At 69.2% G+C, this 23,555-nt stretch carries 40 protein-coding genes; 37 read left to right on the top strand and 3 right to left on the bottom strand.

The annotated features are described in order from the left end of the window. Positions 1–76: 76 nt before the first annotated feature. Both Q8L83_RS08110 and Q8L83_RS08115 read right to left on the bottom strand, forming a co-directional pair. A complete protein-coding gene (locus Q8L83_RS08110) occupies positions 77–352 on the bottom strand; it encodes a hypothetical protein (protein WP_305285843.1) in 276 nt (91 codons plus the stop codon). 435 nt (positions 353–787) lie between these two features. After that, a complete protein-coding gene (locus Q8L83_RS08115; RefSeq protein ID WP_305285844.1) occupies positions 788–1,447 on the bottom strand; it encodes a helix-turn-helix transcriptional regulator in 660 nt (219 codons plus the stop codon). A gap of 84 nt (positions 1,448–1,531) precedes the next feature. On the opposite strand from Q8L83_RS08115, the gene Q8L83_RS18625 reads away from it, so the two are divergent. Beyond that, positions 1,532–1,843: a helix-turn-helix domain-containing protein gene (locus Q8L83_RS18625; RefSeq protein ID WP_370868371.1), complete on the top strand. Its 312-nt coding sequence runs from the start codon at positions 1,532–1,534 to the stop codon at positions 1,841–1,843. A 2-nt stretch (positions 1,844–1,845) separates the two neighbouring features. Continuing rightward, the gene (locus tag Q8L83_RS08120; protein ID WP_305285847.1) at positions 1,846–2,745 is read left to right on the top strand and encodes a ParB N-terminal domain-containing protein; all 900 of its coding nucleotides are present in this window, start codon (positions 1,846–1,848) and stop codon (positions 2,743–2,745) included. Positions 2,746–2,804: 59 nt separating this feature from the next. Here the strand turns inward: Q8L83_RS08120 and Q8L83_RS08125 are convergent, their stop codons facing one another. Next, the gene (locus tag Q8L83_RS08125) at positions 2,805–3,248 is read right to left on the bottom strand and encodes a hypothetical protein (RefSeq protein ID WP_305285849.1); all 444 of its coding nucleotides are present in this window, start codon (positions 3,246–3,248) and stop codon (positions 2,805–2,807) included. A 44-nt stretch (positions 3,249–3,292) separates the two neighbouring features. Here Q8L83_RS08125 and Q8L83_RS08130 point away from each other — a divergent pair, with 44 nt between their 5' ends. From Q8L83_RS08130 to Q8L83_RS08300, 35 genes are all read left to right on the top strand, one after another. Continuing rightward, positions 3,293–3,772: a hypothetical protein gene (locus Q8L83_RS08130; RefSeq protein WP_305285851.1), complete on the top strand. Its 480-nt coding sequence runs from the start codon at positions 3,293–3,295 to the stop codon at positions 3,770–3,772. Then, positions 3,769–5,724 (top strand): transposase domain-containing protein, encoded by a 1,956-nt coding sequence (locus Q8L83_RS08135; protein WP_305285853.1) that lies wholly within the window; start codon positions 3,769–3,771, stop codon positions 5,722–5,724. The genes Q8L83_RS08130 and Q8L83_RS08135 overlap by 4 nt, the downstream gene beginning before the upstream one ends. Positions 5,725–5,793: 69 nt before the next feature. Continuing rightward, a complete protein-coding gene (locus tag Q8L83_RS08140) occupies positions 5,794–6,801 on the top strand; it encodes an AAA family ATPase (protein WP_305285855.1) in 1,008 nt (335 codons plus the stop codon). A gap of 11 nt (positions 6,802–6,812) precedes the next feature. Then, the gene (locus Q8L83_RS08145; RefSeq protein WP_305285857.1) at positions 6,813–7,013 is read left to right on the top strand and encodes a hypothetical protein; all 201 of its coding nucleotides are present in this window, start codon (positions 6,813–6,815) and stop codon (positions 7,011–7,013) included. Next, a complete protein-coding gene (locus Q8L83_RS08150) occupies positions 7,010–7,267 on the top strand; it encodes a hypothetical protein (RefSeq protein WP_305285859.1) in 258 nt (85 codons plus the stop codon). The genes Q8L83_RS08145 and Q8L83_RS08150 overlap by 4 nt, the downstream gene beginning before the upstream one ends. Then, positions 7,264–7,461 carry a hypothetical protein gene (locus Q8L83_RS08155; RefSeq protein ID WP_305285861.1) on the top strand — a complete coding sequence of 66 codons (198 nt, stop codon included), beginning with the start codon at positions 7,264–7,266 and terminating at the stop codon, positions 7,459–7,461. The genes Q8L83_RS08150 and Q8L83_RS08155 overlap by 4 nt, the downstream gene beginning before the upstream one ends. Beyond that, entirely contained in the window at positions 7,458–8,123 is a 666-nt protein-coding gene (locus tag Q8L83_RS08160; protein ID WP_305285862.1) for a DUF3164 family protein, read from the top strand. The genes Q8L83_RS08155 and Q8L83_RS08160 overlap by 4 nt, the downstream gene beginning before the upstream one ends. Beyond that, the gene (locus tag Q8L83_RS08165; RefSeq protein WP_305285864.1) at positions 8,123–8,371 is read left to right on the top strand and encodes a hypothetical protein; all 249 of its coding nucleotides are present in this window, start codon (positions 8,123–8,125) and stop codon (positions 8,369–8,371) included. Before Q8L83_RS08160 ends, Q8L83_RS08165 begins: the two co-directional genes overlap by 1 nt. Next, positions 8,371–8,622, top strand: coding sequence for a hypothetical protein (locus Q8L83_RS08170; RefSeq protein WP_305285866.1), 252 nt, complete (start codon positions 8,371–8,373; stop codon positions 8,620–8,622). Before Q8L83_RS08165 ends, Q8L83_RS08170 begins: the two co-directional genes overlap by 1 nt. Then, on the top strand, positions 8,622–9,050 hold the full coding sequence (locus Q8L83_RS08175) for a hypothetical protein (RefSeq protein ID WP_305285868.1): 429 nt from the start codon (positions 8,622–8,624) through the stop codon (positions 9,048–9,050). Before Q8L83_RS08170 ends, Q8L83_RS08175 begins: the two co-directional genes overlap by 1 nt. After that, positions 9,047–9,283: a hypothetical protein gene (locus Q8L83_RS08180; RefSeq protein WP_305285870.1), complete on the top strand. Its 237-nt coding sequence runs from the start codon at positions 9,047–9,049 to the stop codon at positions 9,281–9,283. The genes Q8L83_RS08175 and Q8L83_RS08180 overlap by 4 nt, the downstream gene beginning before the upstream one ends. Further along, positions 9,283–9,570 carry a hypothetical protein gene (locus Q8L83_RS08185; RefSeq protein WP_305285872.1) on the top strand — a complete coding sequence of 96 codons (288 nt, stop codon included), beginning with the start codon at positions 9,283–9,285 and terminating at the stop codon, positions 9,568–9,570. Before Q8L83_RS08180 ends, Q8L83_RS08185 begins: the two co-directional genes overlap by 1 nt. Beyond that, positions 9,567–10,235, top strand: a complete 669-nt coding sequence (locus tag Q8L83_RS08190; RefSeq protein WP_305285874.1) for a regulatory protein GemA — start codon at positions 9,567–9,569, stop codon at positions 10,233–10,235. The genes Q8L83_RS08185 and Q8L83_RS08190 overlap by 4 nt, the downstream gene beginning before the upstream one ends. Then, complete coding sequence (locus tag Q8L83_RS08195) at positions 10,232–10,462, top strand: hypothetical protein (RefSeq protein ID WP_305285876.1); 231 nt, start codon at positions 10,232–10,234, stop codon at positions 10,460–10,462. Before Q8L83_RS08190 ends, Q8L83_RS08195 begins: the two co-directional genes overlap by 4 nt. Then, on the top strand, positions 10,462–10,677 hold the full coding sequence (locus tag Q8L83_RS08200) for a hypothetical protein (protein WP_305285878.1): 216 nt from the start codon (positions 10,462–10,464) through the stop codon (positions 10,675–10,677). Before Q8L83_RS08195 ends, Q8L83_RS08200 begins: the two co-directional genes overlap by 1 nt. After that, positions 10,674–11,045, top strand: coding sequence for a helix-turn-helix domain-containing protein (locus Q8L83_RS08205; protein WP_305285880.1), 372 nt, complete (start codon positions 10,674–10,676; stop codon positions 11,043–11,045). Before Q8L83_RS08200 ends, Q8L83_RS08205 begins: the two co-directional genes overlap by 4 nt. A gap of 95 nt (positions 11,046–11,140) precedes the next feature. Then, complete coding sequence (locus Q8L83_RS08210) at positions 11,141–11,773, top strand: glycoside hydrolase family 108 protein (protein ID WP_305285882.1); 633 nt, start codon at positions 11,141–11,143, stop codon at positions 11,771–11,773. Next, positions 11,766–12,023, top strand: coding sequence for a hypothetical protein (locus Q8L83_RS08215; protein ID WP_305285884.1), 258 nt, complete (start codon positions 11,766–11,768; stop codon positions 12,021–12,023). Before Q8L83_RS08210 ends, Q8L83_RS08215 begins: the two co-directional genes overlap by 8 nt. Further along, positions 12,020–12,553, top strand: a complete 534-nt coding sequence (locus Q8L83_RS08220) for a hypothetical protein (protein ID WP_305285885.1) — start codon at positions 12,020–12,022, stop codon at positions 12,551–12,553. Before Q8L83_RS08215 ends, Q8L83_RS08220 begins: the two co-directional genes overlap by 4 nt. A 16-nt stretch (positions 12,554–12,569) precedes the next feature. Next, positions 12,570–12,785, top strand: a complete 216-nt coding sequence (locus Q8L83_RS08225; protein ID WP_305285887.1) for a hypothetical protein — start codon at positions 12,570–12,572, stop codon at positions 12,783–12,785. Further along, the gene (locus Q8L83_RS08230) at positions 12,782–13,009 is read left to right on the top strand and encodes a TraR/DksA C4-type zinc finger protein (protein WP_305285888.1); all 228 of its coding nucleotides are present in this window, start codon (positions 12,782–12,784) and stop codon (positions 13,007–13,009) included. The genes Q8L83_RS08225 and Q8L83_RS08230 overlap by 4 nt, the downstream gene beginning before the upstream one ends. A 3-nt stretch (positions 13,010–13,012) precedes the next feature. Continuing rightward, on the top strand, positions 13,013–13,372 hold the full coding sequence (locus Q8L83_RS08235) for a DUF2730 family protein (RefSeq protein WP_305285889.1): 360 nt from the start codon (positions 13,013–13,015) through the stop codon (positions 13,370–13,372). Beyond that, positions 13,369–13,671, top strand: a complete 303-nt coding sequence (locus Q8L83_RS08240) for an ArsR family transcriptional regulator (RefSeq protein ID WP_305285891.1) — start codon at positions 13,369–13,371, stop codon at positions 13,669–13,671. Before Q8L83_RS08235 ends, Q8L83_RS08240 begins: the two co-directional genes overlap by 4 nt. A gap of 4 nt (positions 13,672–13,675) precedes the next feature. Further along, the gene (locus Q8L83_RS08245; RefSeq protein WP_305285893.1) at positions 13,676–14,218 is read left to right on the top strand and encodes a DUF3486 family protein; all 543 of its coding nucleotides are present in this window, start codon (positions 13,676–13,678) and stop codon (positions 14,216–14,218) included. A gap of 17 nt (positions 14,219–14,235) precedes the next feature. Continuing rightward, a complete protein-coding gene (locus tag Q8L83_RS08250) occupies positions 14,236–15,711 on the top strand; it encodes a hypothetical protein (protein WP_305285895.1) in 1,476 nt (491 codons plus the stop codon). Between the two features lie 2 nt (positions 15,712–15,713). Beyond that, positions 15,714–17,312 (top strand): DUF935 domain-containing protein, encoded by a 1,599-nt coding sequence (locus Q8L83_RS08255; RefSeq protein ID WP_305285897.1) that lies wholly within the window; start codon positions 15,714–15,716, stop codon positions 17,310–17,312. Continuing rightward, the gene (locus Q8L83_RS08260) at positions 17,312–17,554 is read left to right on the top strand and encodes a hypothetical protein (RefSeq protein WP_305285899.1); all 243 of its coding nucleotides are present in this window, start codon (positions 17,312–17,314) and stop codon (positions 17,552–17,554) included. The genes Q8L83_RS08255 and Q8L83_RS08260 overlap by 1 nt, the downstream gene beginning before the upstream one ends. Continuing rightward, positions 17,554–18,906, top strand: coding sequence for a phage minor head protein (locus tag Q8L83_RS08265; protein WP_305285901.1), 1,353 nt, complete (start codon positions 17,554–17,556; stop codon positions 18,904–18,906). Before Q8L83_RS08260 ends, Q8L83_RS08265 begins: the two co-directional genes overlap by 1 nt. 403 nt (positions 18,907–19,309) lie before the next feature. Continuing rightward, positions 19,310–20,311 (top strand): phage protease, encoded by a 1,002-nt coding sequence (locus Q8L83_RS08270; RefSeq protein ID WP_305285902.1) that lies wholly within the window; start codon positions 19,310–19,312, stop codon positions 20,309–20,311. A 1-nt stretch (position 20,312) separates the two neighbouring features. Then, positions 20,313–20,711, top strand: coding sequence for a hypothetical protein (locus tag Q8L83_RS08275; protein WP_305285904.1), 399 nt, complete (start codon positions 20,313–20,315; stop codon positions 20,709–20,711). 14 nt (positions 20,712–20,725) lie between these two features. Beyond that, positions 20,726–21,610, top strand: a complete 885-nt coding sequence (locus tag Q8L83_RS08280) for a Mu-like prophage major head subunit gpT family protein (protein WP_305285906.1) — start codon at positions 20,726–20,728, stop codon at positions 21,608–21,610. A gap of 162 nt (positions 21,611–21,772) precedes the next feature. Continuing rightward, positions 21,773–22,069: a hypothetical protein gene (locus Q8L83_RS08285; RefSeq protein WP_305285907.1), complete on the top strand. Its 297-nt coding sequence runs from the start codon at positions 21,773–21,775 to the stop codon at positions 22,067–22,069. Beyond that, positions 22,066–22,482 carry a gp436 family protein gene (locus Q8L83_RS08290; RefSeq protein WP_305285908.1) on the top strand — a complete coding sequence of 139 codons (417 nt, stop codon included), beginning with the start codon at positions 22,066–22,068 and terminating at the stop codon, positions 22,480–22,482. The genes Q8L83_RS08285 and Q8L83_RS08290 overlap by 4 nt, the downstream gene beginning before the upstream one ends. Then, positions 22,479–22,973 (top strand): phage virion morphogenesis protein, encoded by a 495-nt coding sequence (locus tag Q8L83_RS08295; RefSeq protein WP_305285910.1) that lies wholly within the window; start codon positions 22,479–22,481, stop codon positions 22,971–22,973. Before Q8L83_RS08290 ends, Q8L83_RS08295 begins: the two co-directional genes overlap by 4 nt. Then, complete coding sequence (locus Q8L83_RS08300; protein ID WP_305285912.1) at positions 22,973–23,419, top strand: hypothetical protein; 447 nt, start codon at positions 22,973–22,975, stop codon at positions 23,417–23,419. The genes Q8L83_RS08295 and Q8L83_RS08300 overlap by 1 nt, the downstream gene beginning before the upstream one ends. Positions 23,420–23,555 lie beyond the last annotated feature (136 nt).

Consider the following 23,555-nt stretch of genomic DNA (forward strand, 5'->3'; position numbering starts at 1 on the left):
TCGATGATTACAGAGCTGTAGCCGGTAAGAGCGAGGGCATCTGCAGGTTGGCGCGGTCTACGAACTGGGAACGCACTCAGCGCCTGCAGGCGAAGACCGCTCCGGCGACCATGAAGCCCGAGCCGCAGATGCAGAGTAGCGCCTGACGCATCAGCAGGCCGATGTTGTTCACCCGCGTCTCAGCCATGGGCAGTCCGCCTCCCGGCATCTCCATGAGCCGTGCCGCATCACGGACAGAGACGCTGGGATCGATGGTGAAAGCCCATGCAACCAAGCCCAAGCCAACGGCAAATAGTGTCCATCCGAAGATGCTGTAAGGCGAAACGGGGGGTTGCTGGTCGACCTCGCTCATGGGGCAGTCCTCTTACTCTGCTGTTCTTTTATGGTCTGGATCAGGTCCCGATAGTGGCTTTCGGTAGTTGCAGGAATTCCCGAAACCACCGCCTCCAGATGTAGCCAGTCCACTGGGGTTTGTCCGCGCCGGCCAGTGTGAAGATCATCGAAGAGGGGCATCAGCTGCGGGAATTCCAGCGCCATTTGCCGGATCCCCCATTTGAAATCATAAAACGCACGCCACTGCGCCTCGACTTCTACAGTCTCGGACTCGCTCGCCAGGACCCTGCGCCCGTCCCAGGGGCGGGTCCTGACATAGATGTACTCGCCACAATGTGGACAGCTCGCCTTGCGACCAGGTCGGCGCGCCAGCTCGACCCCGCACGAAGGACACACGTCATCTGTCCGCCCAAGCGGCCGGATTTCGGTTTCCCCCAGGAGCACCGCTCCTCCCCTAGATCGGCTGGATCGTGGTGAGAACGGGACCAATGATCTGCAGCTTTTTGAGCTCTTCGCCGCGGACCTCTTCCGGCGGGTAGGAGTCGTTGTCTGAGATCAGCAGCAGGCCGTCGGTGAGGCGGCGCAGGCGCTTCACCCGCGCCTCGTCGGCCAGGACGAAGGCGAAGACGCCGTCGAAGACGCGCTGCTCGGCCTCGTCCACCAAAAGCCAGGCACGGTCTGAGATGGTGGGCTCCATGGAGTCGCCGCGGGCGGTGACGATGACTAGGCCGGCCGCGGTGTCGCGGCCGAGCTGCTCCTTGAGGAATGCTTTCGTGAAGGGGACGTCCTCGAGCTTCAGGCGTCCTTCATTCCATGCCCCAGCCCCGGCCGCCAACTGGGCGTCATAACGGGGAACCTGGACTAGGTCGGCGTGCCCAGGCCCGTCCCCACGCCCAAACACAAGCCAGTCTAAGGTCACGCCAGCGCCCTCGGCGATCTTCGCTGCGATGTCCAGGCGGGGAGCCATGGAGCCGCGCACGTTGAGCACTTTCGACACCGTGCCGTGCTGCATGCCGATGCGGGTCGCAAAGGCGGTGATCTTCTCTGGGAAGATCGCCTCCTTCGCCCGCTGAGCGAACCCGTCGTAATCGAAGTCCGCGACAATTTGATCCAAGCGTCATCGCGCCCTGAAGTGGGGACTTGATATCCGAAACGATTGTCGCCAATCTCGTGCCGTTCGTTACGAGATTGAGGCTAAATGGCACCGCCCCGAGCCAAACAGCACGGTTGGCACCGTGAAGACATCAAAGCGGCGATCCGCAAGCGTGGCACCACGGTCACCCAACTGGCGTTGGACAACGGCCTAAGCGACAGCGCGTGCCGCGTAGCTCTCGTAAGGCCCTCGCCCGCAGGCGAATCGGTGATCTCGTCCTTCCTGGGCGTCCCTCTTCAAGTTCTTTGGCCAGACCGTTACGACCCCTATGGCCGTCGGCTCGCAACCCGTCACGTTCGTGATCAAAATAGTCGGAATCGTTCCGAAACGCACCGTCAATTCGCGGGGGCGCGTTAGGCATGACTGCTTCCGCACAACGTCCGGTGACAGCGGTCGAGCTCGACATCCCGTTGGACCGCATCGTGCTGGGTCAACGCCTACGCACGCCTGATACTGCCCGGGTGGCTGAGGTTGCCGTCTCCATCCGAGAAGTCGGCCTCATCCACCTGCCGACCGTGCGCCCGCTTGAGGGTGAGGACGGGCTGTTCAAGCTTGTGGCGGGTGCGACACGGGTCGCCGCTCACCGGCAGCTCGGCCTGGCTACGGTGCGATGCAAGGTTCGCGTCCTTACGGACCTGGACGCCCGTCAGATGGAGGTCGATGAAAACCTCATCCGCGGCGAGGTCAGCGGCCTGGACTTCATTCTGCATGTCGCCGAGCGGCTCGAGCTCTATGCCGAGCGCCACCCCGAAGAAGTCGTCGCGGAGCCGGTCCGGAGTGGAAGGCGTGGGCGCCCCCCGAAGAATTTTGTCAGCCTGACAAAAAGGCCCAACGCCTATGTCCGGTCGCTCATGGGCTTCGCAGAGGAGACAGCCGCGGAAGCCCGGCTGTCGCCGCGCACGGTGTACCGCGCTTGCCAGGCATATGCCGGCCTGATCGCTGATATTCCCCGTCTTCGCGGCACCTGGATCGCCAAGAACGAAGGCGTCCTGCGCCAGCTGGCGTCCCTGCCCGAGGCCGACAAGGCCCCGGTGATCGACATCCTGCTGGAGGGTGAGAACCGCAGCGTTTCCGACGCCCTCGCGAAGGCCTCCGGCGTCATCCCTACACAGACCGCGCGAACGCCCGTCGACGAAACGTTGAAGGCCTTCAAGGCGCTTTGGGGCAAGGCATCGCCAGTCGCCCGCGAAGCGATCCTGCACGAGTTGGCGGGCAAGCCGCTGCCGGGCGGGTGGGTGGTGGAGCGGGCCGATGCGTGACCGCTTCACAACCCCACACCCGCTTGATCTCGCCGTGATGCGCCGCGGACATTCGGCGCTCAGTCGAGCCCTTCGATCGAAAGAGGGGCTTGATAAAGCAGCCGAACAAGTACGGCGCGCGATCGCTCAGCCTCCGGCAGGCCGAGGGGAAGAAGCATGACAGCGTTTCCCTCCGCTCCGGCAACCATCGCCCCCGCCAGAGCGACCAGCAGGCGAGCATGGAAGACATCTTGGGCGGCCGACGACAGCCGGTCGAATGAGAAGTCTGCCCCTTCCGCCAAGGCAGCCAGGCTGGCGTCAACTTCTATCTCAGCCAAGGGCTGCGCCGTCGGCGCTGCGCGTCCTTTTAAGGGAGCGATCACGTCCCAGAGGAACTCGGCGACGTCGTACCCCGTCAGTTCTTGCACGGCCCGTCGTTTCCAGTCCGGCAGGACCTTTTCCAGCAGCCGAACCAGCAGGGCATCAGCTGCCGAGTTGGGGGTGGGCCATATCGCTGTCGGCATGGATAGCTCCCGTTACTGGCGACACCTTAGCCAGAGTCACGCCCATGGCTAAGACGCGAGGCGATTCCCAGACGCGGGATCTGTTCGACGTGGAGCAGGTCTGGCCGGTGCGGGCGCCGCAGAGCCTGCCCAAGGCGCTCGATATGAAGCGCCAGATCTCGATGTCGATGATGGAGGCCATCCGCGAGTGCGGAAAGACGGTCCCCGTCGTCGCCGCCGAGATGACCGACCTGCTGGGTGACGACGAGGTCACCGCCCAGCAGCTCTACGCCTACACCGCGCCATCCAAGATCACCCACAACATCAGCCTGGTCCGCTTCATCGCCTTCGTGCGGGCGACCGGCTGCCTGTGGCTCTGGGACGTCTGCCTGCACGACGACGGCGTGCTGCTGCTGCAGGGCGAAGAGGCCCGGCATGCCCAGGCCAGCCTGGCCGAGGCCCATGGCCGCGAGCTGCTGGCCAAGGCCAAGACGCTGCGCAGCCAGGCCCCTCTTGAAGTTCGAATTAGCCGGGGCCGGAAATGATGATGACGTCGGGGGGGATGGCCCAGGAGTGGTTTTCAGCGGCCGAGCTGGCCGAGCTGAAACTGCCGGGCCTGGCGACAACCAAGCGGGGCGTCCAGCAGCTCGCCGAGCGCGAAGGCTGGGCGCAGGCGGTCTGCGATATCCGCGGCGCCCTGGCCCGGCCCCGGCGCGGCCGGGGCGGCGGGACGGAGTATCACCTCTCGCTGCTGCCGGAGGTGGCCCGCGCCCAGATGATGATGCGCGAAGCGCCCGCCGCCGAGCGCATGGACCGTGAAAGCGTGTGGATACGCTGGGAGCGGCTGCCCGCCTCGCTGAAGGATGAGGCGCAGCGTCGCCTGGCGGTGATCGAGCGGGTCGAAAGCCTGCATCGCAAGGGCCTGGGCAAGGCCTCGGCCGTCGAGGAGGTGGTCAAGCAGGCCGCCCGCGAGGCCCGCGCGGCCGGCGCGAAGCCCCCCTTCAGCGCCAGCACGGTCTTTGAGTGGTTCCGGCGGGTGGCCGGCGTCGCTAGCCACGACAGGGCGGCCTATCTGGCCCCGGAGTATGCCGGGCGCAGCGCCACCTGCGAGTGCCCCGGCGAGGCCTTCGAGCTCTACAAGGCCGACTATCTTCGCCAGTCGAAGCCGACGCATGCGGCCTGCTACCGGAACCTCGAGCGCCTGGCCGCTGACCGGGGCTGGACCTTGCCCTCGGCCAAGACCCTGCAGCGCCGGCTCGAGGCCGAGATCCCGCTGCCGGTGCAGGTTTTCCTTCGCCAGGGCGCCGAGGCCCTGAGCCACGCCTTCCCGCATCTGGAGCGCGACCGCTCAAGCATCGCACCGATGCAGGTCGGCAACTTGGACGGCCACACCTGGGACGTCCGGGTTCGCTGGCCGAACGGCCTGGAATCCCGGCCGCTTTCCCTGGCGGTCCAGGACATCGCCAGCGGCAAGATCCTGGCGATCCGCTTCGACATCACGCTGAACCACCACCTGGTCCGCCTGGCCCTGGGCGACACCTTCCGGGACTACGGGGTCTTCGACAGCCTGATCATGGACAATGGCCGGGAGAACGCCGCGGCGGCGATCTCTGGCGGCCAGGCGCGCCTGCGGTGGGGCAAGACGCCCGAGGAAGAGCCGGACGGCCTGCTGAAGACCCTGGGCGTCAAGGCGATCTTCGCCCAGCCCTATTGGGGCCAGGCCAAGCCGATCGAGCGGTCGTTCCGCAACTTCGCCCACGACATCGCCAAGCGGGCCGAGTTCGAGGGGGCCTATACGGGCCACAACACGGTGTCGAAGCCCGAGAACTACGGCGCCCGGGCGGTCCCCTTCGCCGAGTTCGAGGCGATCGTCCGGCGCGAGCTGGCCTATTACAACGCCCAGCTCGGTCGCACCGGCCAGGGCATGGCCGGGCGCTCCTTCGACCAGGTCTTCGAAGAGGGCCTGGCGCGCCGGCCCATCCGCCGCCTCACGCCCGAGCAGCTGCGCCTCTGCATGCTGGCGTCGAAGCCGGTGGCCATGGACCCCCGGGCCGGCGCGGTGAAGGTCGAAGGTCACCGCTACTGGTCTCCCGAGCTTGGCGCCCTGAAGCGCCAGCGGGTCATCGTCCGGTTCGACCCCGAGCGCATGGACGCCCCGGCCTATGTCTACAGCACCGACGGCCGGCTGCTGGCCGAGGCGGCGCGGATCGAGGCTGGCAGCTTCGATCGCCAGTCCGACGCCCGCGAGCACAACAAGGCCCGGCGCGACTGGGAGCGCGGCCAGAAACTGTCGGCCAACGCCGCGCGCCGCTTGAGCGCCCGCGAGGTCGCCGCCCATCACGCCCAACTGGCCCCGCCCGAGACGCCCACGCCGGACGGCCGGGTGGTTCAGCTGGTCCCCACCGCCCCGCGCCAGGCCGAACGCCTGGGCCGCGGCGCATCCCCCGACTTCGAAGCGGACTGGGAGCGCGGCGTCACCGCGCTGTTGGGCCGCTGACAAGGAAAACCCGCCCGGAGCGGCAACTCCGAGCGGGCCTGAAGAAGCACGAACAGGAGATAGCTATTCATGAACGTCATCCCCGGCAAGACAGAGTTCACCGAGGCCGAGCACGCCGAGCTGATCACACGGGTCAAGCGCGTCCGTGAACGCGGGGGCTTGAGCCAGGCCGACATCGGTCGCCAGGCCGAGGTGCCTTCCTCTTCGCTCAGCCAGTATCTGAACGGTAGCTACCCCAACGAAGCCGGCAAGATCGACATCGCCGCCAAGCTGACCCGGTGGCTGAAGGCGCTCGACGCCGAACAGGCCATGCGCCGCCAGCTACCGGTGGCGCCGGTCTACGTGGCGCTGAAGGGCTCCAAGAAGATCTCCGCCCTGATGGGCTATGCGCGCCAGACCGGCCGCATGGTCCTGATCACGGGCGTGCCCGGCGTCTCCAAGACGGCGACGGCCCGGCAGTTCCGAGAGGACAATCCGCGCACCTGGTACACGGCCATGGACCCCTCGACCCGGGGCGTGCCGACCATGCTGCTGGAGATCCTGGCGGCCATGGGCGTGTCCGACGCCAGGGGCACGCCCCAGTCGCTGATGCGGCTGATCCATCAGCATGCGGTCGAGGCCAAGGGCCTGATCATCATCGACGAAGCCCAGCACCTGTCGGAGCAGGCGATCGAGGCTTTGCGGGCGATCAATGACCGGACGCGGGCGGCCGGCTCGCCGGTGGGTGTGGCCTTCCTGGGCAACGAGATGGCCTACAACCGGGTGGGCACGACGGGAACCCAGGCGGCCTTCGCCCAGGTCTCCTCCCGCTTCGCGCAGCGCCGCTGGATCGTGGCGCCGGACGCCGAGGACGCCGCGGCCCTGGCGCGCGCCTGGGCCGAGGCCAACCGCGAGGAGATCACCTCGGCGGAGATCTCATTCTGCCAGCTGATCGCCACCAAGCCCGGCGGCCTCCGCAACATCGAGATGACGATGGAGTCCGCCCTGCTGGCCGCCCGTGGCGGCCAGGAACCCCTGACCCTCGACCACCTGCGAGCCGCCTTCGAGCAGCTCTCGGGCGTCACGCACGGCCTGTGAAGGGAGCCGCCATGAACACGAGTCTTGACCCCACCCTGCAGGCCCGCGGCGCAGCCCGCCACCTGCGTGTGCTGGTGGAGAACAACTGCCTCGACCGGATCGAGTTCGAGCGGTGCATGCGGAAGATCGAGGCGGCCCTGGCACAGCCCCAGGAACCGCCGACACCGCCCATCGAGGGCCGCTTCATCGTGCTCGATGGGGGCCGGGCGTGAAGCGGCCGTGGACCCTGCCAGGCCTGGCGGCGGTCTACACCCTCGCCATGGGCGGCGAGGGCCTAGACGAGATCGCCGAGGCCACCGGCCGGTTCAAGGCGGAGTGCGACTTGGCGCTCTGGGCCCTTGTTGGGCGCTCGCCCGAGGCGGCTCTCGCCCGGCTCAATTCCGGCCTGCAGGGCGAGGCCCCGGCCGTAGCAGCCACGCCGAAGTCCGCGGTGCTGGGCCGGTTCGTCCGGGAGACCCTGCCGTGAAGCCGCTGGCCGCCGTCCGGCGCTGGCGGACCTTCTTGGGCGCCGTCCATGGCCCCTGGCGCCCGCCGGAGATCCGCAGGCGTCCCGACCAGGTGCGCACCGCCCAGATGGCGGCGGCCCGCGCCGCCTTCCTTTCCAACCAAACGCCTGCCCAGCGCCAGCTGGGCGGCCCGACCTATGGAGACACACAATGATCGAAGCTCAGACTCAAGAGCGCGCCGTGCCGACGCCGACCGCTCCCGTCGTCCCGGTCAACGGCCAGGACTACATGCACGACGTCAGGGGCAACCTGGTCCCCGTGGCGGCGATCAAGACGACCGACCTGCTGATGGACGAGGTGGTCCGCAAGATTCACGCCTACGCCACCGACCTCTCGGATCAGATCAAGCGGTTCAAGGAGCACACCTCCGACGACGTCTACGGCTTCCTGGCGCTGCTGGCCCAGGAGTACGGCCTGGTTCGCGGCGGCATCAAGGGCAACGTCATGCTGCAGTCCTTCGATGGGCTGCTGCGGGTCACCGTCCAGACCGCCGAGCGGGTGACGTTCGGTCCGGAGCTGCAACAGGCCAAGGCCCTCGTGGACGAGTGCCTGGTGGAATGGGCCTCGACCAGCGGCCCTGAAATCCAGGCCATCGTCCAGGACGCCTTCAACGTCGACAAACAGGGCGAGGTCTCGCCCACGCGGCTGTTCCAACTGCTGCGGCTGAAGAGCGAGGATCCGCGCTGGCTGCGGGCCATGCAGGCGATCACCGACAGCATCCGGCCCCTCGGGACCAAGGAATACTTCCGGTTCCATCGCCGCGAGACCCGGACCAGCGCCTGGAAGCTGGTCGTCATCGATCTGGCGGCCGCGTGATGGACGCTCAGACCCCAACCAACCCGCAGGCCGAGGCCCCGGCCCCGCGCTGCGTGATCGCCGCCTCGGTGGGCGTGGGCTTCGACGCCCATGGCCTGGTCTACCTCCGGCTGTTCGACGCCGAGGCCGCGGCCCGGGCGGTGGCCGCCATGTCGCCGCGCGACGCTTTCAATCTGGCGGTCCAGATCTATCAGCAGGCCGAGCGCGCCGTGGCCATGGCCCAACCCCAAGCCGGGGGGACGCACTGATGATGGTCGATTCCCAGGTGCTGGACATCATCTCGGCCGGCGTGCTGCTCGGCCGGGTCTCCAGCGTGCTGTCCGATTTCGAGGCCGAGACGGTGGCCGAGATCGGGCGGCGATTTGTCGCCTTCCGGCGTCAGGCCGTGGTCACCGAGGCCGAGTGGGCGGTGCTGCGCACCGCCCTCGAGGCCATGCGAGGCGCCATGGCCGTTGTCACCGCTCACCAGCTGGCGACCCACGAACCGGAGGCGGCCTGATGGATGCGCCCCGCATCACCGTCCGCCGTATCATCGCTGCCACTGCCGCCCAGGCCTGCCTTGATCCCGAGGATATCCTGGTTGTTCCCAGCCTGAGAGCAGGCGGCGTCATGGCAGTGCGGCAGCGGGCGGTCATGCTTGCCCGGCACTGGCGTCCAGATCGATCCTGGCCGGCCCTGGAGCGGGAGTTCCGACGCAATCACGGGACTCTCTATGAGGCGTCCGGTGCGGCGGCCACCCGTTATCTGGCCGGCGACCCAGAGGAGGTCGGGGCGGTGCAAGACATCGCAGAGACCCTCGGATTAGAGGTCGGCAAGATCGAACTGAAGGCGCCGCGACGGCGGCATCTGCTGCGCCAGCTGATCGCGGCGCGGGCTGCTGTGGCGCGGCTGGAGCGCCAGCTCGCCGCTTTGGAGGGAGGCTCATGAGCTTTCCCACCCGCTTCCAAGTCCACGTCACTGACCACGCCGTCGTCCGCTGGCTCGAGCGGGTGGAAGGCCACGACATCGAACTGGTTCGCCAGGCGATCCGGGCGGCCGACCCCAATGGCTGGATCGCCAAGGGCGCGGCCGGCCTGCAGGTGCCGGCGCTGGGCGTGCGCCTGGTGGCCCGGGATGGGTCCATCGTGACAGTGGAACCGCTGCATTCGGGGGTCCGCTGATGGCCCGTCGCAAGCCCGCGCGCCGGTCGCCGCGTCTGAGCAAGGTCATCGACTGGAGCCCGGAGGTCGAAGGGCTGTTCCGCCTGGCCGCCGTCGGCTGGACGCCGCCAGCGACGGTCACGATAACCGGCGGCGCCACGGCCCAGACCTGGACCGCCGCCTTTGAAGATCCCGAGGGCGTGCCGTTTGTCCTCAAGGTCCGCCTGCGCCGGCGCTCCGACAAGTGGTTCGTCGCCGAGGAGACCCTGCAGACGCGCCTGGTGGGTCGGCTGGGAGGTGCGCGGTGAGCGCCGCCCGCGCCATCGCCGGTGCGCCGGTTCCTGCCGGCCGACGTGCCATGCTGGCCAAGGTTCACCTGGCCGCCAAGGAACTCGGCCTGAAAGACGACGCCCGCCGCGACGTGATCGAGCGCATCACGGGTCATCGCTCGGCTGGCGACTGTCATGACGATCAACTCGACGCGGTCCTAGCGGAGTTCAAGCGGCAGGGCTGGAAGCCGAAGGCCGCCGCCAAGGCGAGAACGGGTACGGCGCCCGTTTCCGGCCGCCGGCCCGCGACCCACCCGGTGGCGCTGAAGGCGCGGGCCATGTGGATCTCGCTCTGGAACCTGGGCGTGGTCCGCTCCTCGACCGAAGCCAGCCTTGAGGCCTTCGCCAAGCGCCAGCTCCGCGTCGATCGACTGCAATGGGCGGACCAGGGCCAGGGCTATCGGCTGATCGAGGCGCTGAAGGCGATGGCCGAGCGCGCCGGCTGGAGCCAGGACCTGTCGATGATCAAGGCCGGCCGTCAGGTCTGGACACTGAAGGCGCGGCTCTACAACACCCAGCTCCGCGCCCTGGGAGAGCCGGTGGCCCAGCTGCAGGGCATCACCGAAGCGCAATTGGATAAGCTGATCGCGGCGGCGGGCGTCCGGCTGCGGGCGACCCTGACTGGCGAAGGCAGTGCGGAATGACCGGCCGCTGGTCCCTCCTGGCCCAGGATCGCATCCACGCGGTTCACGAGTCCCTGTCAGCAGACACGCCGTTTGAAGCCCGCCGACAGGCCGTGGCGGCCGCGCGCCCGGGGTTCTGCTCTGACGGTTGGCCGGCGAAGTGCTGGCGGCGGGCCGCCAAGGCCTATCTGGCCCAGTACGATCCCGCTCCGGCCGGCCCGCTAGAAGCGATGATGCGGGGCGACTGATGACCCCGGCCGACCTCTTCACCTGGCGCGAAGAAGCCGAGGCGGCCCAGCGGGTCGCCCAGGCCGAGGCTGAGCGCGCGAGTGCGGAGCGGTCCTGCCGCTATGCCCCCCATGGCCAGATCCGCGCCCGCCAGGCCCGCCTGCAGGCGGCCACGGCCGACGCCCTGGCGGCCGAGATCAAGCTGGCCCGGCTGCGAAGCGAGGGGCGGCCATGAGCGGGCTGCCGGGCATCCTGGCCGACGTGGAGCGGGCCACCAGCTCGGAAACGGCTCTGCAGCTGCTGTCGGCCTGCGGCGGCCAGGTCATCACCCTGAGCGCGGCTGAGAACTCCACCCTGGTCAAGGCGGTGGGCGTCGAGGCCGCCGCGGCCATCGTCAAGGAAGTGGGCGGCGGCCGGGTCGCCATCCCCATGGCGCACGCCCGGGGGCAACGCGCCCGGCGTATCCAGGCCGCCCGCCTGCTGGCCCAGGGCGCCACGGCCAATGAGGTCGCCGCCGCGGCCGACATGCACGAGCGCACCGCGCGGCGGGTTCGGGCGAAGATGAAGAAATCGCAGGCTGATCAGGGCGACCTGTTCGACTGAGCCGGACAGCTGTCCGGGCTACTGCGCCCCCTGCTACAGCCATGCTGTCCACGTCGAAACGCCCAGCGCAAGCCGGGTTTTGCGTGGGGCCAGCTTTGGACAATTCCGCCACCTTTGAGGTTCGCCGCCCGGCCGGCTGGGCGCCGGCACATGAGGCGCGCTGGTCGATGGTGGCCGCTCGCATCCTGCGGATCGAGGGCGGCCATGTGAACGATCCGGTCGATCGCGGGGGCGAGACCCAGTACGGGATCTCGCTCCGCTTCCTGAAGGCGGTCGGTGGGATCGACACCAACCAGGATGGCTTCGCCGACCTGGACCTGAACTTCGACACGGTTCTCGACGGCCAGGATATCCGGGCGCTGACACCGGAGATCGCGCGCAATCTCTACCTGCAGCACTTCTATGTCGGCCCCGGGTTCTGGCAGCTACCTCGCCCCTATGACGCCGCCATCTTCGACCAGGCCGTCAACGGCGGCACGACGGCGGCGATCAAGATCCTGCAGCGCGCTCTCAACCGCCAGGGCAAGCCGCACCTGAAGGTGGACGGCGTGATGGGGCCGATCACCCGCGGCAAGCTGACCGAGTGCCTGCGCTACGGCTATCCGGTGCTCGAGGCCATCCGGGCCGAGGCGCTGGAACGCTACCGGGCCATCGTCGCGGCCGATCCCAGCCAGAAACGGTTCCTGAAGGGCTGGGAACGCCGGGCGCGGGAGCTGGGTCGTGTCTGAGGCCGCGCCTCCCGCCCCGCGCCTGGCCGAGGTCCAGTGGACCTGGCGGCGGCTGTTCAGCTTCAGCCTGGTGGCCGCCTGCATGTGGCTGGTCCGGGCGATCATCACCCGGGCCGATGATCCTGGCGTGCAGAAGACGCTGGGCCTGGCGCTCTGCGGCTTGGTCGCCCTGCAGGCGCTGCTCTACGTGGCCGGCGCCATGGCCACCGACATCGCCCGCATCATCGAAGCCCGGGGGCGCACCAAATGAACCTGCAGGCCATGATCGGCTGGGGAGTCCTGGGCGCGCTCGCCGCCGTCGCGGTGACCGCCGCGATCCAGACCGCCCGCCTGGAGACCGCCAATGGTGACCTGCGCGAGGCCCAAGCCTGCCTCAGCGCCATCCCCGATGAAACGGCCCGCCCTGGGGCCGAGGCGGCCTGCGCTCCGCCAGTGGCCGCTTTGGTCGCTCAGGCGCGCCTGGCGCGGTTGTGCCAGCAGGCCCTGGCCACCGGCGACGTGGCGCTGCTGGAGCGCGCCTGCCCGGCCGAGGTGAAGCGCCTGGACGCCCAGGTCGCCACCGATCGCCACACCCTTGCGAGCCTGCAGGCCGATCTGGCCCAGGCCGCCGAGACCCAAACCCAAGCCGTTCTCCGCGCCGAGGCGCGGGGCCGGTCTCAAGCTGAGAGAGATGCGCGTGCCCAAGCTGTTCGTGACGCTGCGCCTCGCGATGTGGACGACCTGCGCGTCTTTGACGCTGGTCGCCTGTGCGAGCGCTTCGAAACACCCCCCTGCGCCTGAGCCGGCGCCCAATCCGGTGATCCAGCGGATCTATGAGACCCGGCTGATCTGCCCGGCCGAGCTGGCCCTGCCGATTCCGCCGGAAGCCACCCCGGCGGCCGACGCCGTGGTGCGGACCAACGCGGCCGGCGACGACTATCTGGCTGCCAAGGATGGGCGCGAGGATCTGCTCGCCCAGCGGATGGCGGACGCCCAGGCGCAGTGCCCCGCGGTCGCGAGCCCGCAACCATGAGCGACGACGCCGATCGCGCCCAGGCCCTGGAAGAGTTCGGGCGGGATGTCGCCCTGCGGCGCGTGCTGGGCGATGCGCCCTTCGCCCGGCCGGTCTCCGGTTTCTGCGAGGACTGTGACGACACGGTCGAGGCTGAGCGCCTGACCGCCAACCCCACCGCCAGGCGGTGCCTGTTCTGCCAGGAGGCGCATGAGCGCCGTCGGCGCGCCTGTGTGAGGGCCTGAGTTTTGGACCACCTGATCAAGTACCTGCCGCTGGCGCTGTTCCTGCTCAATGCCCTGACCGTCTGGGCCTGCTGGTCCCTTCGCCAGCTGGCCAAGAGCGAGATCGCCGAAGCCGTGGCGGCGCTGCGGGCGAAGGACGAGGCGATCTGCGAGGACGTCGATGAGCACGACACCAAGATCACCAGGCTGGAAGGCCAGGTCGAGCGGATTGAACGCGACATCGAGAACTTGCCCACCAAGGCCGACATCGCGCGGCTGGAAGGCGACGTTAAGGAGGTCGGCTCGGCCGTCCGGGCCGTCCAGAGCGGTGTCGGCCGGCTTGAGGGCTACTTCTTGACCCGCGGCGTGGAGAACGTCGGATGAGCTACGCCACCGTTTTTCAGCAGCACCTGCGCCTGGCTATCCTGCGAGTGCTGGACGAGATGCCCGGCTGCAAAGCCAACAGCTCCATCCTGCATTCGGCCATGGAGACCCTGGGCTTCTCCGCCACGCGCGACACGGTGCGCAACGAACTGGCCTGGCTCGCTGAGCAGAACCTGGTCGTCTGTTCGGATACGAGCATGACCAGCCTTGTGATCGCGACGCTGACGGAGCGGGGTGGCGATGTCGCCGCCGGCCGCGCCGTGGCGCCAGGCGTCCAGCGCCCCACGCCGCGAGGGTGAGGCCATGGGCAAGCGAGGCTTCGCCTCCCAACTGCCGACCGACCTGCGGGAAGAGCTGGATCGCCAGATCGTCGACGGGCGGGTCTCTGTCGATGACCTGTGGGCCTGGCTGAGGGATCGTGGTGTCGAGGTCGGCCGGTCGTCAGTTCACCGGCACATGCAGTCGGTGGAAGAAGTCTCCGCGCAGATGCGCGAAGCTCGGGAGGCCGCCCAGGCGATCGTCGGCCAGCTGGGGCCAGACGCCGCCGAGGGAAAGATCGGCCAGCTGCTGATCGAGGTCACGCAGAACATCGCCTTCAAGATCGCTCGTGAGCGTCTAACCCGTGAGGACGGGCCGGGCCTGGATATGGAGGAGCTGATGTTCCTCACCAGCTCGATCCAGAAGCTCACCTCGGCCCAGGCCACCGACCAGGCGCGCATCGCCAAGATCCGCGCCGAGGAAGCCAAGAGCGCCGCAGCCCGGGCTGAGAAGGCCATGAAATCGAGAGGCATGTCTGGCGATACGGTGGACTTCATCCGCCGGGCTGTCCTGGGGACGGCGGAGTGAAGCTCAACCCGGCATCCATGGCCGACCAGAAGGCCTTCGAACGGGAGGCGGCCGGGGCGGCATTCAAACAGCTCCCGCCGGGCGATCTGCTGCTCAAGTACCAGGCGCGCACCCTGGACCGTCTCTTCGCCGGCGTGTCGCTCCTCATGATCGAGAAGAGCCGGCGCATCGGTTTGACCTGGGGCCTGGCGGCCTATGCCGTGCTGATCGCCGGCGCCGTCCCGTCCAAAGGCGGCATGAACGCCTGGTACATGGGCTACGACATGGAGATGGCGCGGGAGTTCATCGACACCTGCGCGCTCTGGGCTCGGGCGTTCGGGATCGCCGCAGAGGCGGCTGACGAGGAGATGCTCGACGGGGACGGCGAGAAGGTCCAGGCCTTCCGGATCCGCTTCGCCTCCGGCTTCAAGATCGTCGCCCTTCCATCCGTGCCCCGCGCCCTGCGGGGCAAGCAGGGCCTGGTCATCATCGACGAGGCGGCCTTCCACAAGGATCTGGCCGAGGTGCTGAAGGCGGCGATAGCGCTGCTCATGTGGGGCGGTCAGGTCGTGGTGGTGTCCACCCATGACGGGGTGGCCAACCCCTTCAACCTCATGCTGGACGATGTCCGATCTGGCCGCCGTAAGGGCGAGACGATCACGATCACCTTCGACGACGCCATCGCCGACGGATTGTACGAACGCATCGCCATGACCTTCGAGGTCAAGGGGCGCAAGATCGCGGCCAAGGCCGACTGGATCGCCGACATCCGCGCCACCTACGGCGAGGACGCCGACGAGGAGCTGGACTGCATCCCCAAGGCCGGCGCGGGCTCCTGGCTCGACCCCGCCGCCCTGGCGGCCTGCGAGCACCCCGATGCGGGCCTGCCCGAGCTCTATGCCGGCGGGCCCTACTTCATGGGCCGCGACGTCGCCAGGCGGCGTGACCTGGCCGTCATCTACGGCTGCGAGGAGGTGGGCGACGTTCTCTGGCTTCGCGACCGGTGGCTAGGCCGAGGCGCCACCTTCCAGGCCCAGGACGACGCCACCGCCGATCTGATCCGCCGCCGACGCATGGTCCGCTACTTCATCGACCAGACCGGCATGGGCGAGAAGGTGGTCGAGGACGAGCAGCGGCTCTATGGCGAGAGCCGGGTGACCGGCGTCCTGCTGACTGGCCCCAACCGGCTGGACCTGGCCATCGCGCTGAAGGACCGGGTGGACCGGTGCCTGCTGCGCATTCCGCCCAAGCCGGAGATCCGCACCGACTTCCGGGCGATCAAGAAGAAGGGGGGGCTCGCGGGCTCCATCACGCTCGTCAACGACGGCGACGTGCACGCGGATGAGTTCTGGGCCGCAGGCCTGGTCTGCGCCGCCGCCAGTATCCCCTTCCAACCCTACGCCTACCACCCGGTCACCGGCCGGGACTTCACCGGTGAGAGCGCGCTCGCCCGTCGGCGGGCGGAGAACGAAGGCCTGGGCGGCGGCTCGGGCTTCAGAGGATTCAGGTACTGACCATGCCCCAGCTGCTCGGGCCGGATGGCCGGCCGATCCAGGTGAACAAGAAGGCGCTCTCCGAAGAGGTGGCCCGTCCAGGCATGACCGGGGTGCGTCAGGCCTGGTCGGCCGAAAGCGCCGTCGCCGGCCTCACGCCCGACCGGCTCGAGGCCATCCTGCGCCAGGCCAACCAGGGCGACATGGACGCCTTCCTGGTCCTGGCGGAGGAGATGGAGGAGCGCGATCCTCACTACGGCTCGGTGCTGCAAACCCGCAAGCTGGCCGTGCTCGGCCTGGACCGGCAACTCACCTGGTCGAAGGGCCAACAGGACGAGGCCGGCGCCGAAGAAATCCTGGAAGCCTGCGCCGAACTCGTTGAGGCGCCAGCTTTCGAGGATCTGATCGAGGGCAGCCTGGACGCGGTGGCGAAGGGCTACTCGGCCACAGAGATCCTCTGGGACACCAGCGGTAACGCGTGGCGACCGCGGGCCTATGCCCACCGAGATCCGCGCTGGTTCCGCTTCGACCGTGAAACCGGCCGCGAGCTGCGTCTTCGCGACGCCGGCGCCCTGGATGGCGTCGCGCTGCCGCCGTTCAAGTTCGCGGTCCATCTCGCCGGCCGCAAATCGGGACTGCCCTCGCGGGGCGGTCTGGCGCGCCTGGTGGCCTTCAGCTTCGTCTGCAAGCTCTATGGCCTGAAGGACTGGATGGCCTATGCGGAGATCTTCGGCATCCCCTTGCGCCTGGGCCGATACGACGGCTCAGCGACGCCGGCCGATGTCGAGGTGCTGAAGCGGGCGGTCTTCGGCCTGGGCTCCGACGCCGCGGCGGTGATCCCCAAATCCATGGAGATCGAGTTTCCCACCGCCGGTTCCGGGGTGGGCGGCGCGGAGCTGTTCGAGCGCCTGGTCAAGTTCATCGACAGCCAGGTGTCCAAGGCGGTCCTTGGCCAGACCATGACCACGGACGACGGGGGCAGCCGCGCCCAGGCCATGGTCCATGATGAGGTTCGCACAGACCTGCTGAAGGCTGACGCGCGAGGCATCGGCAAGTGCGTCACCCGCGATCTGCTAGCGCCTTTCGTCGCGTTCAACTTCGGGGCGGACGCGCCCGTGCCGCACCTCAACCTGGTGGTCGAGGAGCCGGAGGATATCGAGAGCCTGTCCACCGCGCTGGAGCGGCTCGTGCCGCTCGGCCTGCGGGTGGATCAGGCGGAAGTCCGCAGCAAACTGAAACTGAGCGAGCCGGCCTCAGACGCCGAGGTGCTGTCGCCGCCGATCGCCGCGACCCAACCGCCAACCCCACCCCCTGCGCTGGCGGCCGATCGACGCCGATCGGCCCTTGCCAGGTCGGGCCTGCCGGAGGCCGAGGCGCGGCGCGAGAGCCTGGACCTCGACCTGGACGCGATCCAGCTCGCCGAGCTCGAAGGGTGGGAGCGGACCTTCGGCGTCGAAGCGCAGGCCGTGATGGAGCTGGTCCGAACCTCCGCCGACTTCGGCGAGGTGCTGAGCGGCCTTGAGCGCATGGCCGGCGACCTCGAGGCGCCGACCGCGGCCAGGTCCTTGGCGCGGGCGATGTTCCAGGCTGCCGCCCTGGCCCGGCCGCGCGAGCGTGCCTGATGAGATCGCCCTGTCGCTACGCCCACCGGCCCGCCGAGCTAGTGGACGAGCGTGATCGCCCCCTGCCGGCCAAGCGCACGCTGTGCGCCTGGGCGCACTTCCATCCGGACGCGCCCGCCGCCCTGATCACCGCCCCGCCCTGGCTCTCGCGTATAGCCTTGGCGGGGCACCTGATGACGCCGGGTGACTGCGGCGATCGCTGTCCCGGCTATGCCCCCGGGCCGCCGGTCGAGGGGAGCTGATGGCCGACCGGTTCAATCTGGACGTCGGTCCCGACCCAGCCGCCGTCGCCTTCCTGGCGGGCAAGGGCGTGCAGCGATCCTGGCGCTGGCCCTCACTGTGGCGCGAGCAGCACGCCACAGCCTTCACCCTGGCCGGCGTCTGGCGACTGGACGTGATCGCCGCGGCCCAGGAGCTGACCACGAGGGCGGTGGAAGCCGGCGAAACCTACGAGATGTTTCAGGGCGCCTTCGCCGAGCGCCTGGGCAAGCTGGGCTTCGCCGGGCGCCAGGTGGTCGAGGAATTCGCCGAGGGCCGCCGGATCGTGAACCTTTCCGCGCCCTGGCGGACGCGGGTCATCTACGACACCAATGTGCGCCAGGCCTATGCGGCGGCGGAATGGACCGCCATTGAGGAGACCAAGGCCTCCTTTCCGGCGCTCATGTATCTGGGCGTGCGCGATGAGCGGACCCGGGCGTCTCACGCCCAGTTCTTCGGCGTCGTCCTGCCGGTCGACCACCCCTTCTGGCGCACGCATTTCCCGCCCAACGACTGGTACTGCCGTTGCTTCGTGATCCAGGTCTCAGTCGATGATCTGGCCAGCGGCACGGTCGCGCTGACCTCGGAAGCCGAACTGACCGCCCTGGGCTACAGCGCCGACCCCGAGACCTGGCCGGAGTGGCGCCACGAAAAGACCGGGCGCACGGCCCGCACGCCCCCCGGCATCGGACCGGGCTTCGCCTACAATGCGGGTCAGGCCCGTCGCCAGAACCTCGGCGAGCTGCTGGGGCGACGGATCGAAACCCTGTCTGCAGACCAGGCCCGCGCCGCGGCCGCAGACCTCACCGCCCTGCCGCAGTTCGTCGACCTGGTGGATGAGGCTGTGGCGCTGGGCCAGACCCGCGCCATCGCCCGATCGGGCGAGGCGGCGCGTCTGCTGGGCGCGGGCCTTGCCCGCGACCAGGCCGAGCGCCTGGCCCGCGAGAAGGTGGACGCCGAGCTGCCCTTTCCGAAGACCAGCTGGCCGCTGGCGGTCGCCCCTGAGGACTCAGCCTTCGACGGCGCGCGCCTGGTGGTGGTGAACGCTTCAGCGATCGGCCACTCGGCCGACCAGCATCCGACGCGGCCGGCGGACTGGGACAGGGTGCGGCGCCTGATCGAATCCGGAGAGGTTTGGCAGGCCGGCAAGGGCGAGCTGACCATCGTCGGCCGTTTCGCAGGGGCGCAGGGCGAACAGCTTTGGGCGCTGGGCCTGAAGCGGACCGATGGCGCCTGGCGGGTCCGGACGCTCTTCCCCACGTCGCCGCGACGGCGCGCCACCTTCGCGGCCAAGAGGGTGCTCATCCGACCGGGGGCCGGAGACGTGGCGCCTTGAGGGGGAATGCGGCGGCCGCGGGTACGCGACCTTCCCGTATCGAAGGGAGGTCTCAGGGAGACCGCCCGACCAGCTGCACGTTTGACTCGGCCGCCGCAGCCCAAATCTAGGCGATTGCCGGCCAAAAAGCCAGGGTCGGGACTGCGGCCCCAGGAGCGCCTGGCGAACGCGCAGCGCGACTGACGCCGCCGGAAGGGCTGCAGGCGGCCCCAGCGGCGTTCGAGGGCGTTCGAGGGGTGTTTGAGAAGCCGGGGCGCGGGCCTTCCGGACGTTGACGATCCGCAGCGGCGGAGCGGACACCTGTCCGGGCTACAAGCCCCAGGGACATCCCGAAGATGGCCCCATGCATCGCACTGTGGCAACCCCGGGGAATCGTCATGTAACCGCCGCCAGGCCGCGGAGGTTGCTGGCCTGCGCCAGCGCCGCCGCGGCAGCGGCCGTTGCCTACGGCGCCGGCATCGAGGTCTCGCTCGCCCGCTCGGCCGATGACCAGCCGCCGGAGTGGGTGCAGATCTTCCCCGAGGGCCGCGACGTCCTGGCCCGCGACGGCCGCAAGTGGACCCTGTCCGACCCCGCGACCCTGATCGCCGCCTTTGCGGCCAACCAGGCCGATCTTCCCCTCGACATCGAGCACGCCTCGGAACTGCGCGCCCCGAAAGGTGAGGACGCGCCGGCCCAGGGCTGGATCAAGGCCATCGCCCACCGTCCGGGCCAGGGCGTGTTCGTTCAGATCGACTGGACCGACGAAGGCGCCGCCGCCTGGCGCGCGCGCCGCTACCGCTATGTTTCCCCGGCCTTCGTCCACACGCGTCAGGGCGAGATCCTTGCCTTGACGTCGGTGGCGATGGTCACCCGCCCAGCCCTCTACGTTCCGGCGCTCGCCCGGGTCGAGGGCCAACTTCCCCAGGACCCATCCATGAGCCTGCTCACCCGGCTGGTCGCCGCCCTCGGGCTTGCGGCCACCACCACCGAAGACGACCTGGTGACCGCCGTCACCACCCAAACCGCCCTGGCCGCCGACGCCCGCAATCCCGAGAAGTTCGTGCCGGCCGCCGACCTGCAGCTGGCCATCGCCCGGGCCACCACGGCCGAGGGCAAGCTGGCCGAGATCGAGACGACGGCCCAGACGGCCGCCGCACAAGCCAAGGTCGATGACGCGATCGCCGCCGGAAAGCTGGCGCCGGCCAGCCGGGAGCACTGGCTCTCCATCGCCCAGGCCAATGGCGAGGCCTTCGACAAGGCCGTCGCCAGCATGCCGGCCGTGCTGGACCCCACCAAGACCGACAAGAAGCCCGGAGCGACCGAGGCCGACGCCGACGGCCTCACCGCCGACCAGGTGGCGCTCTGCGCCGCCCTCGGCGTGGAGCCCACGGCCTTCGCTGCCACCCTGAAGGAGCAAGCCTGAGATGGCCGCCCAGACTGACAACCGCCGCATCGATCGCCGCGAGCCTCACCGCCGCGTCCTGCCCGTGAAGGCCGACGCGGTCTGCTTCCAGGGCGCCATCGCCGTGATGGACGGCGCCGTGGTGAAGCCCGGCGTGGCCGCGGCCAGCCTGCGCACCGTCGGGATCTTTGAGAGCTACGCCAAGGGCGGGGCGACCGACGGCGCGGTGAAGGCTCAGGTGGTCCGCGGCACCTACAAGTTCGCCAATGACGGGGCTGGCGCCGTCACGGCCGCCCACATCGGCTCGTCCTGCTACGTGCTCGACGATCAGACCGTCTCGTCCTCCCACAACACCAACACCCGCTCCGTCGCCGGCGTCGTCTTCGATGTCGAAAGCGATGGCGTTTGGGTCACGATCTAAGGACCGCGCCGACCATGAGCCGCCCCATCACTCAGCAGCTGCTCTCGAACCTGTTCACCGGGTTCAAGACCAGCTTCCGCTCCGGCTTCGCCGGCGTCACGCCCGCCTGGAGCCAGGTGGCCACCCTCGTGCCGTCCTCGGCGCGCACGGAGAAGTATTCCTGGCTGGGCGCCTGGCCGAAGATCCGCGAGTGGATCGGCGACAGGCACGTCAAGCAGCTGGCCGGACACAGCTATGAGGTGACCAACCGTCGCTTCGAAAGCACGATCTCGGTCAACGCCGACGACATCAAGGATGACCAACTCGGCATCTACGGCCCCATGTTCCAGGAGCTGGGCCGCGCCACCGGCGCCTTCCCCGACGAGCTGATCTTCGGCCTGCTGGCCCGAGGGCATCAGGCCAAGTGCTATGACGGCCAGAACTTCTTCGACGCCGAGCACCCCATGGGCAAGGCGGTGGTCTCTAACATCACCGACGGCGCCAGTGCGCCCTGGTACCTGCTGGACACCTCCCGCGCGCTGAAGCCGCTGATCTATCAGAAGCGCGAGGACTTCGACCTGGTCGGCCTCGACAATCCGAACGACCCCAACGTCTTCTGGAAGAACGAATTCGTCTACGGCACCACGGGCCGCGCCGAAGCCGGATTCGGCTTCTGGCAGATGGCCCACCGGTCCAAGGCCACCCTGAACGCCGCAGGCTTCAAGGCCGCCCGCACCGCCATGGGCAGCCTGAAGGACGACGAGGATAAGCCCCTGGGCGTCCGTGGCCGCCTCCTGGTGGTGCCGCCCTCTTTGGAGGGCGAGGCCCGCGAGCTGCTGCAGGCCGAGCGGAACGCGGCAGGCGCCAGCAACATCTGGCGCGGCACGGCCGAGCTGCTCGTCGCCGACTTCCTCAGCTGAGCCTGATCCATGGTCAAGGCTCCTCGCGCCCCGCGCGCCACCACCTCAACCCAACCGGCGGCTTCGGCCGCCGGTTCTGAATCCCCGAGCGGGACGGCTGGCGCCGCCGCCCCCGCAGGCGGAGCGGATCAAGCGCCGCCCGCCGCCCTTGAGCCGTCCAGCGTGAGTACGGACGGCTCCGGCGAGACCGCTGGCGCCCTGGATCCAGCGTCGGCGGTCTCGAACAATACCCAGCAAGCGAGCCAGGAGGCCGAAGGTCTCCCCCCGGCGGCGGAGACAGCCGCCGCCGGGGTCGATGGCGAGCCGTTGCTGATCACGGCCCGCTCCCGAGACGGCCAGGCCTACCGCCGTGGCGGGGTGGTCTGGACCGGTGCGTTCGCGCCCCAGCTGGTCACCGCCGACCAGGCCGGCCGAGTCTGGGCTGACCCGCACCTCGAGATCGAGGGTGAGGGCCGATGACCTTCGCCACGGTTGAAGACCTGACCCTGCGCTTCGGATCTGAGGAGCTGCGGCTGCTCAGCGACCGGCACGGCGCGGGCGAAACGGATTCGACCGTGGTCGAGGCCATGCTCGAGGACGCCGACGCCGAGATCGTCAGCCTGATCGGCCATGCAGTGGCGATCGATGCCGCCAATCCGCCGCGCAACCTGCGGCGGATCTCCGGCGACATCGCCCGGTACCGCCTCTATGGCGCGAACCCGCCCGAGGCGGTGCGCAAGAACTACGAAGACGCCCTGGCCTTCCTGCGACGGGTCGCCGACGGCAAGGCGACCCTGGACGGCGGCGCGATCGCGCCCGCCCAGGCCGTGGCCTCACCTCGGCCAGCCGCCACCGAGCCAGGTGTGCGGATCTTCCAGCGAGGCCTGTCGTGAGCGGGATCACCCTTCGCTACAGCCTGGATGATGCCAGCGCGCGGGCAAGTCTTCGCGGCGCCCGGGACCGTGGGCTGGACCTGCGTCCGGGCTGGCGCGCTGTCGGCCAGGCCGGCGTCGGCCAAACCCGCCGCCGCTTCCTCACCGGCATCGGCCCGGACGGCACGCCCTGGAAGAAGGGCCACAAGCCGAGCGGCATGACACTGATCGCCAGCGGCCTGCTGCTGCGCTCGATCCGGGTGGCGAAGGTCGCTCAGGACGGCGTCGAATGGGGTTCGAACCGCATCTATGCGGCGATCCACCAGCTCGGCGGCGTCATCCGCCCGATCAACGGCAAGGCGCTGCACTTCAAGATCGCCGGCGGCTTCATCACCGCGAAGTCGGTCACCATTCCGGCCAGGCCCTATCTGGGCGCCAACCAGCAGGACCTGACCGCCTTCGCCCAGATCCTGCTGCGGCACATCGCCGGCCCGATCGGAGAGGCTGGCTGATGCACCTGCTGGCTCAGACCCCTGTCATCGAGCGCCTGAAGGTGGAGGCCCGTAGCCTGCGCCAGGTGGGCGCCGCCGCCGACCTGGCCGCCGGCATGAAGCCCGGCGGTCTGACCGCAAGCCCCTCGGCCTTCGTCATCCTGAGCGGGGCCGAGCCCTTTGATGTCGGTGAAGGCTCCGGTCCCCTGCGCCAGACCTTCGACGTCACCCAGACCGTCCTGGTGGGCGTGAACCTGGCCGGGGCCAAGGGCGAGGCCGGCCTGGCGAAGCTGGAGACGCCCGTGGGCGAGGTCCGCGGCGCCCTGTTTGGCTGGAGCCACCCGGACGCCGAGATCAAGTTCCGCTCCGGCGGCGAGGGCGTCGAGGAGTTCGACGCCAAGACCGGCGTCCTCCTCTACCGCCTCGACTTCATCACCCGCGTCCGACTGCTGGAGACCTATTCGTGACCGCAAAGTCCCGACGCGCCCCTGCGCGCGACAAGTTCAACCCGGCCGCCCCGCCGCTGCTGCCGGCGGCGAGCGCCCTGGCCATGGCCGCGGCCTGCGCGGCGGTGGGCGCACCGACCCCGCCGCAGATCCAGGC

This window comes from Phenylobacterium sp. (assembly GCF_030680185.1).
Classification (GTDB): Bacteria; Pseudomonadota; Alphaproteobacteria; order Caulobacterales; family Caulobacteraceae; genus Phenylobacterium.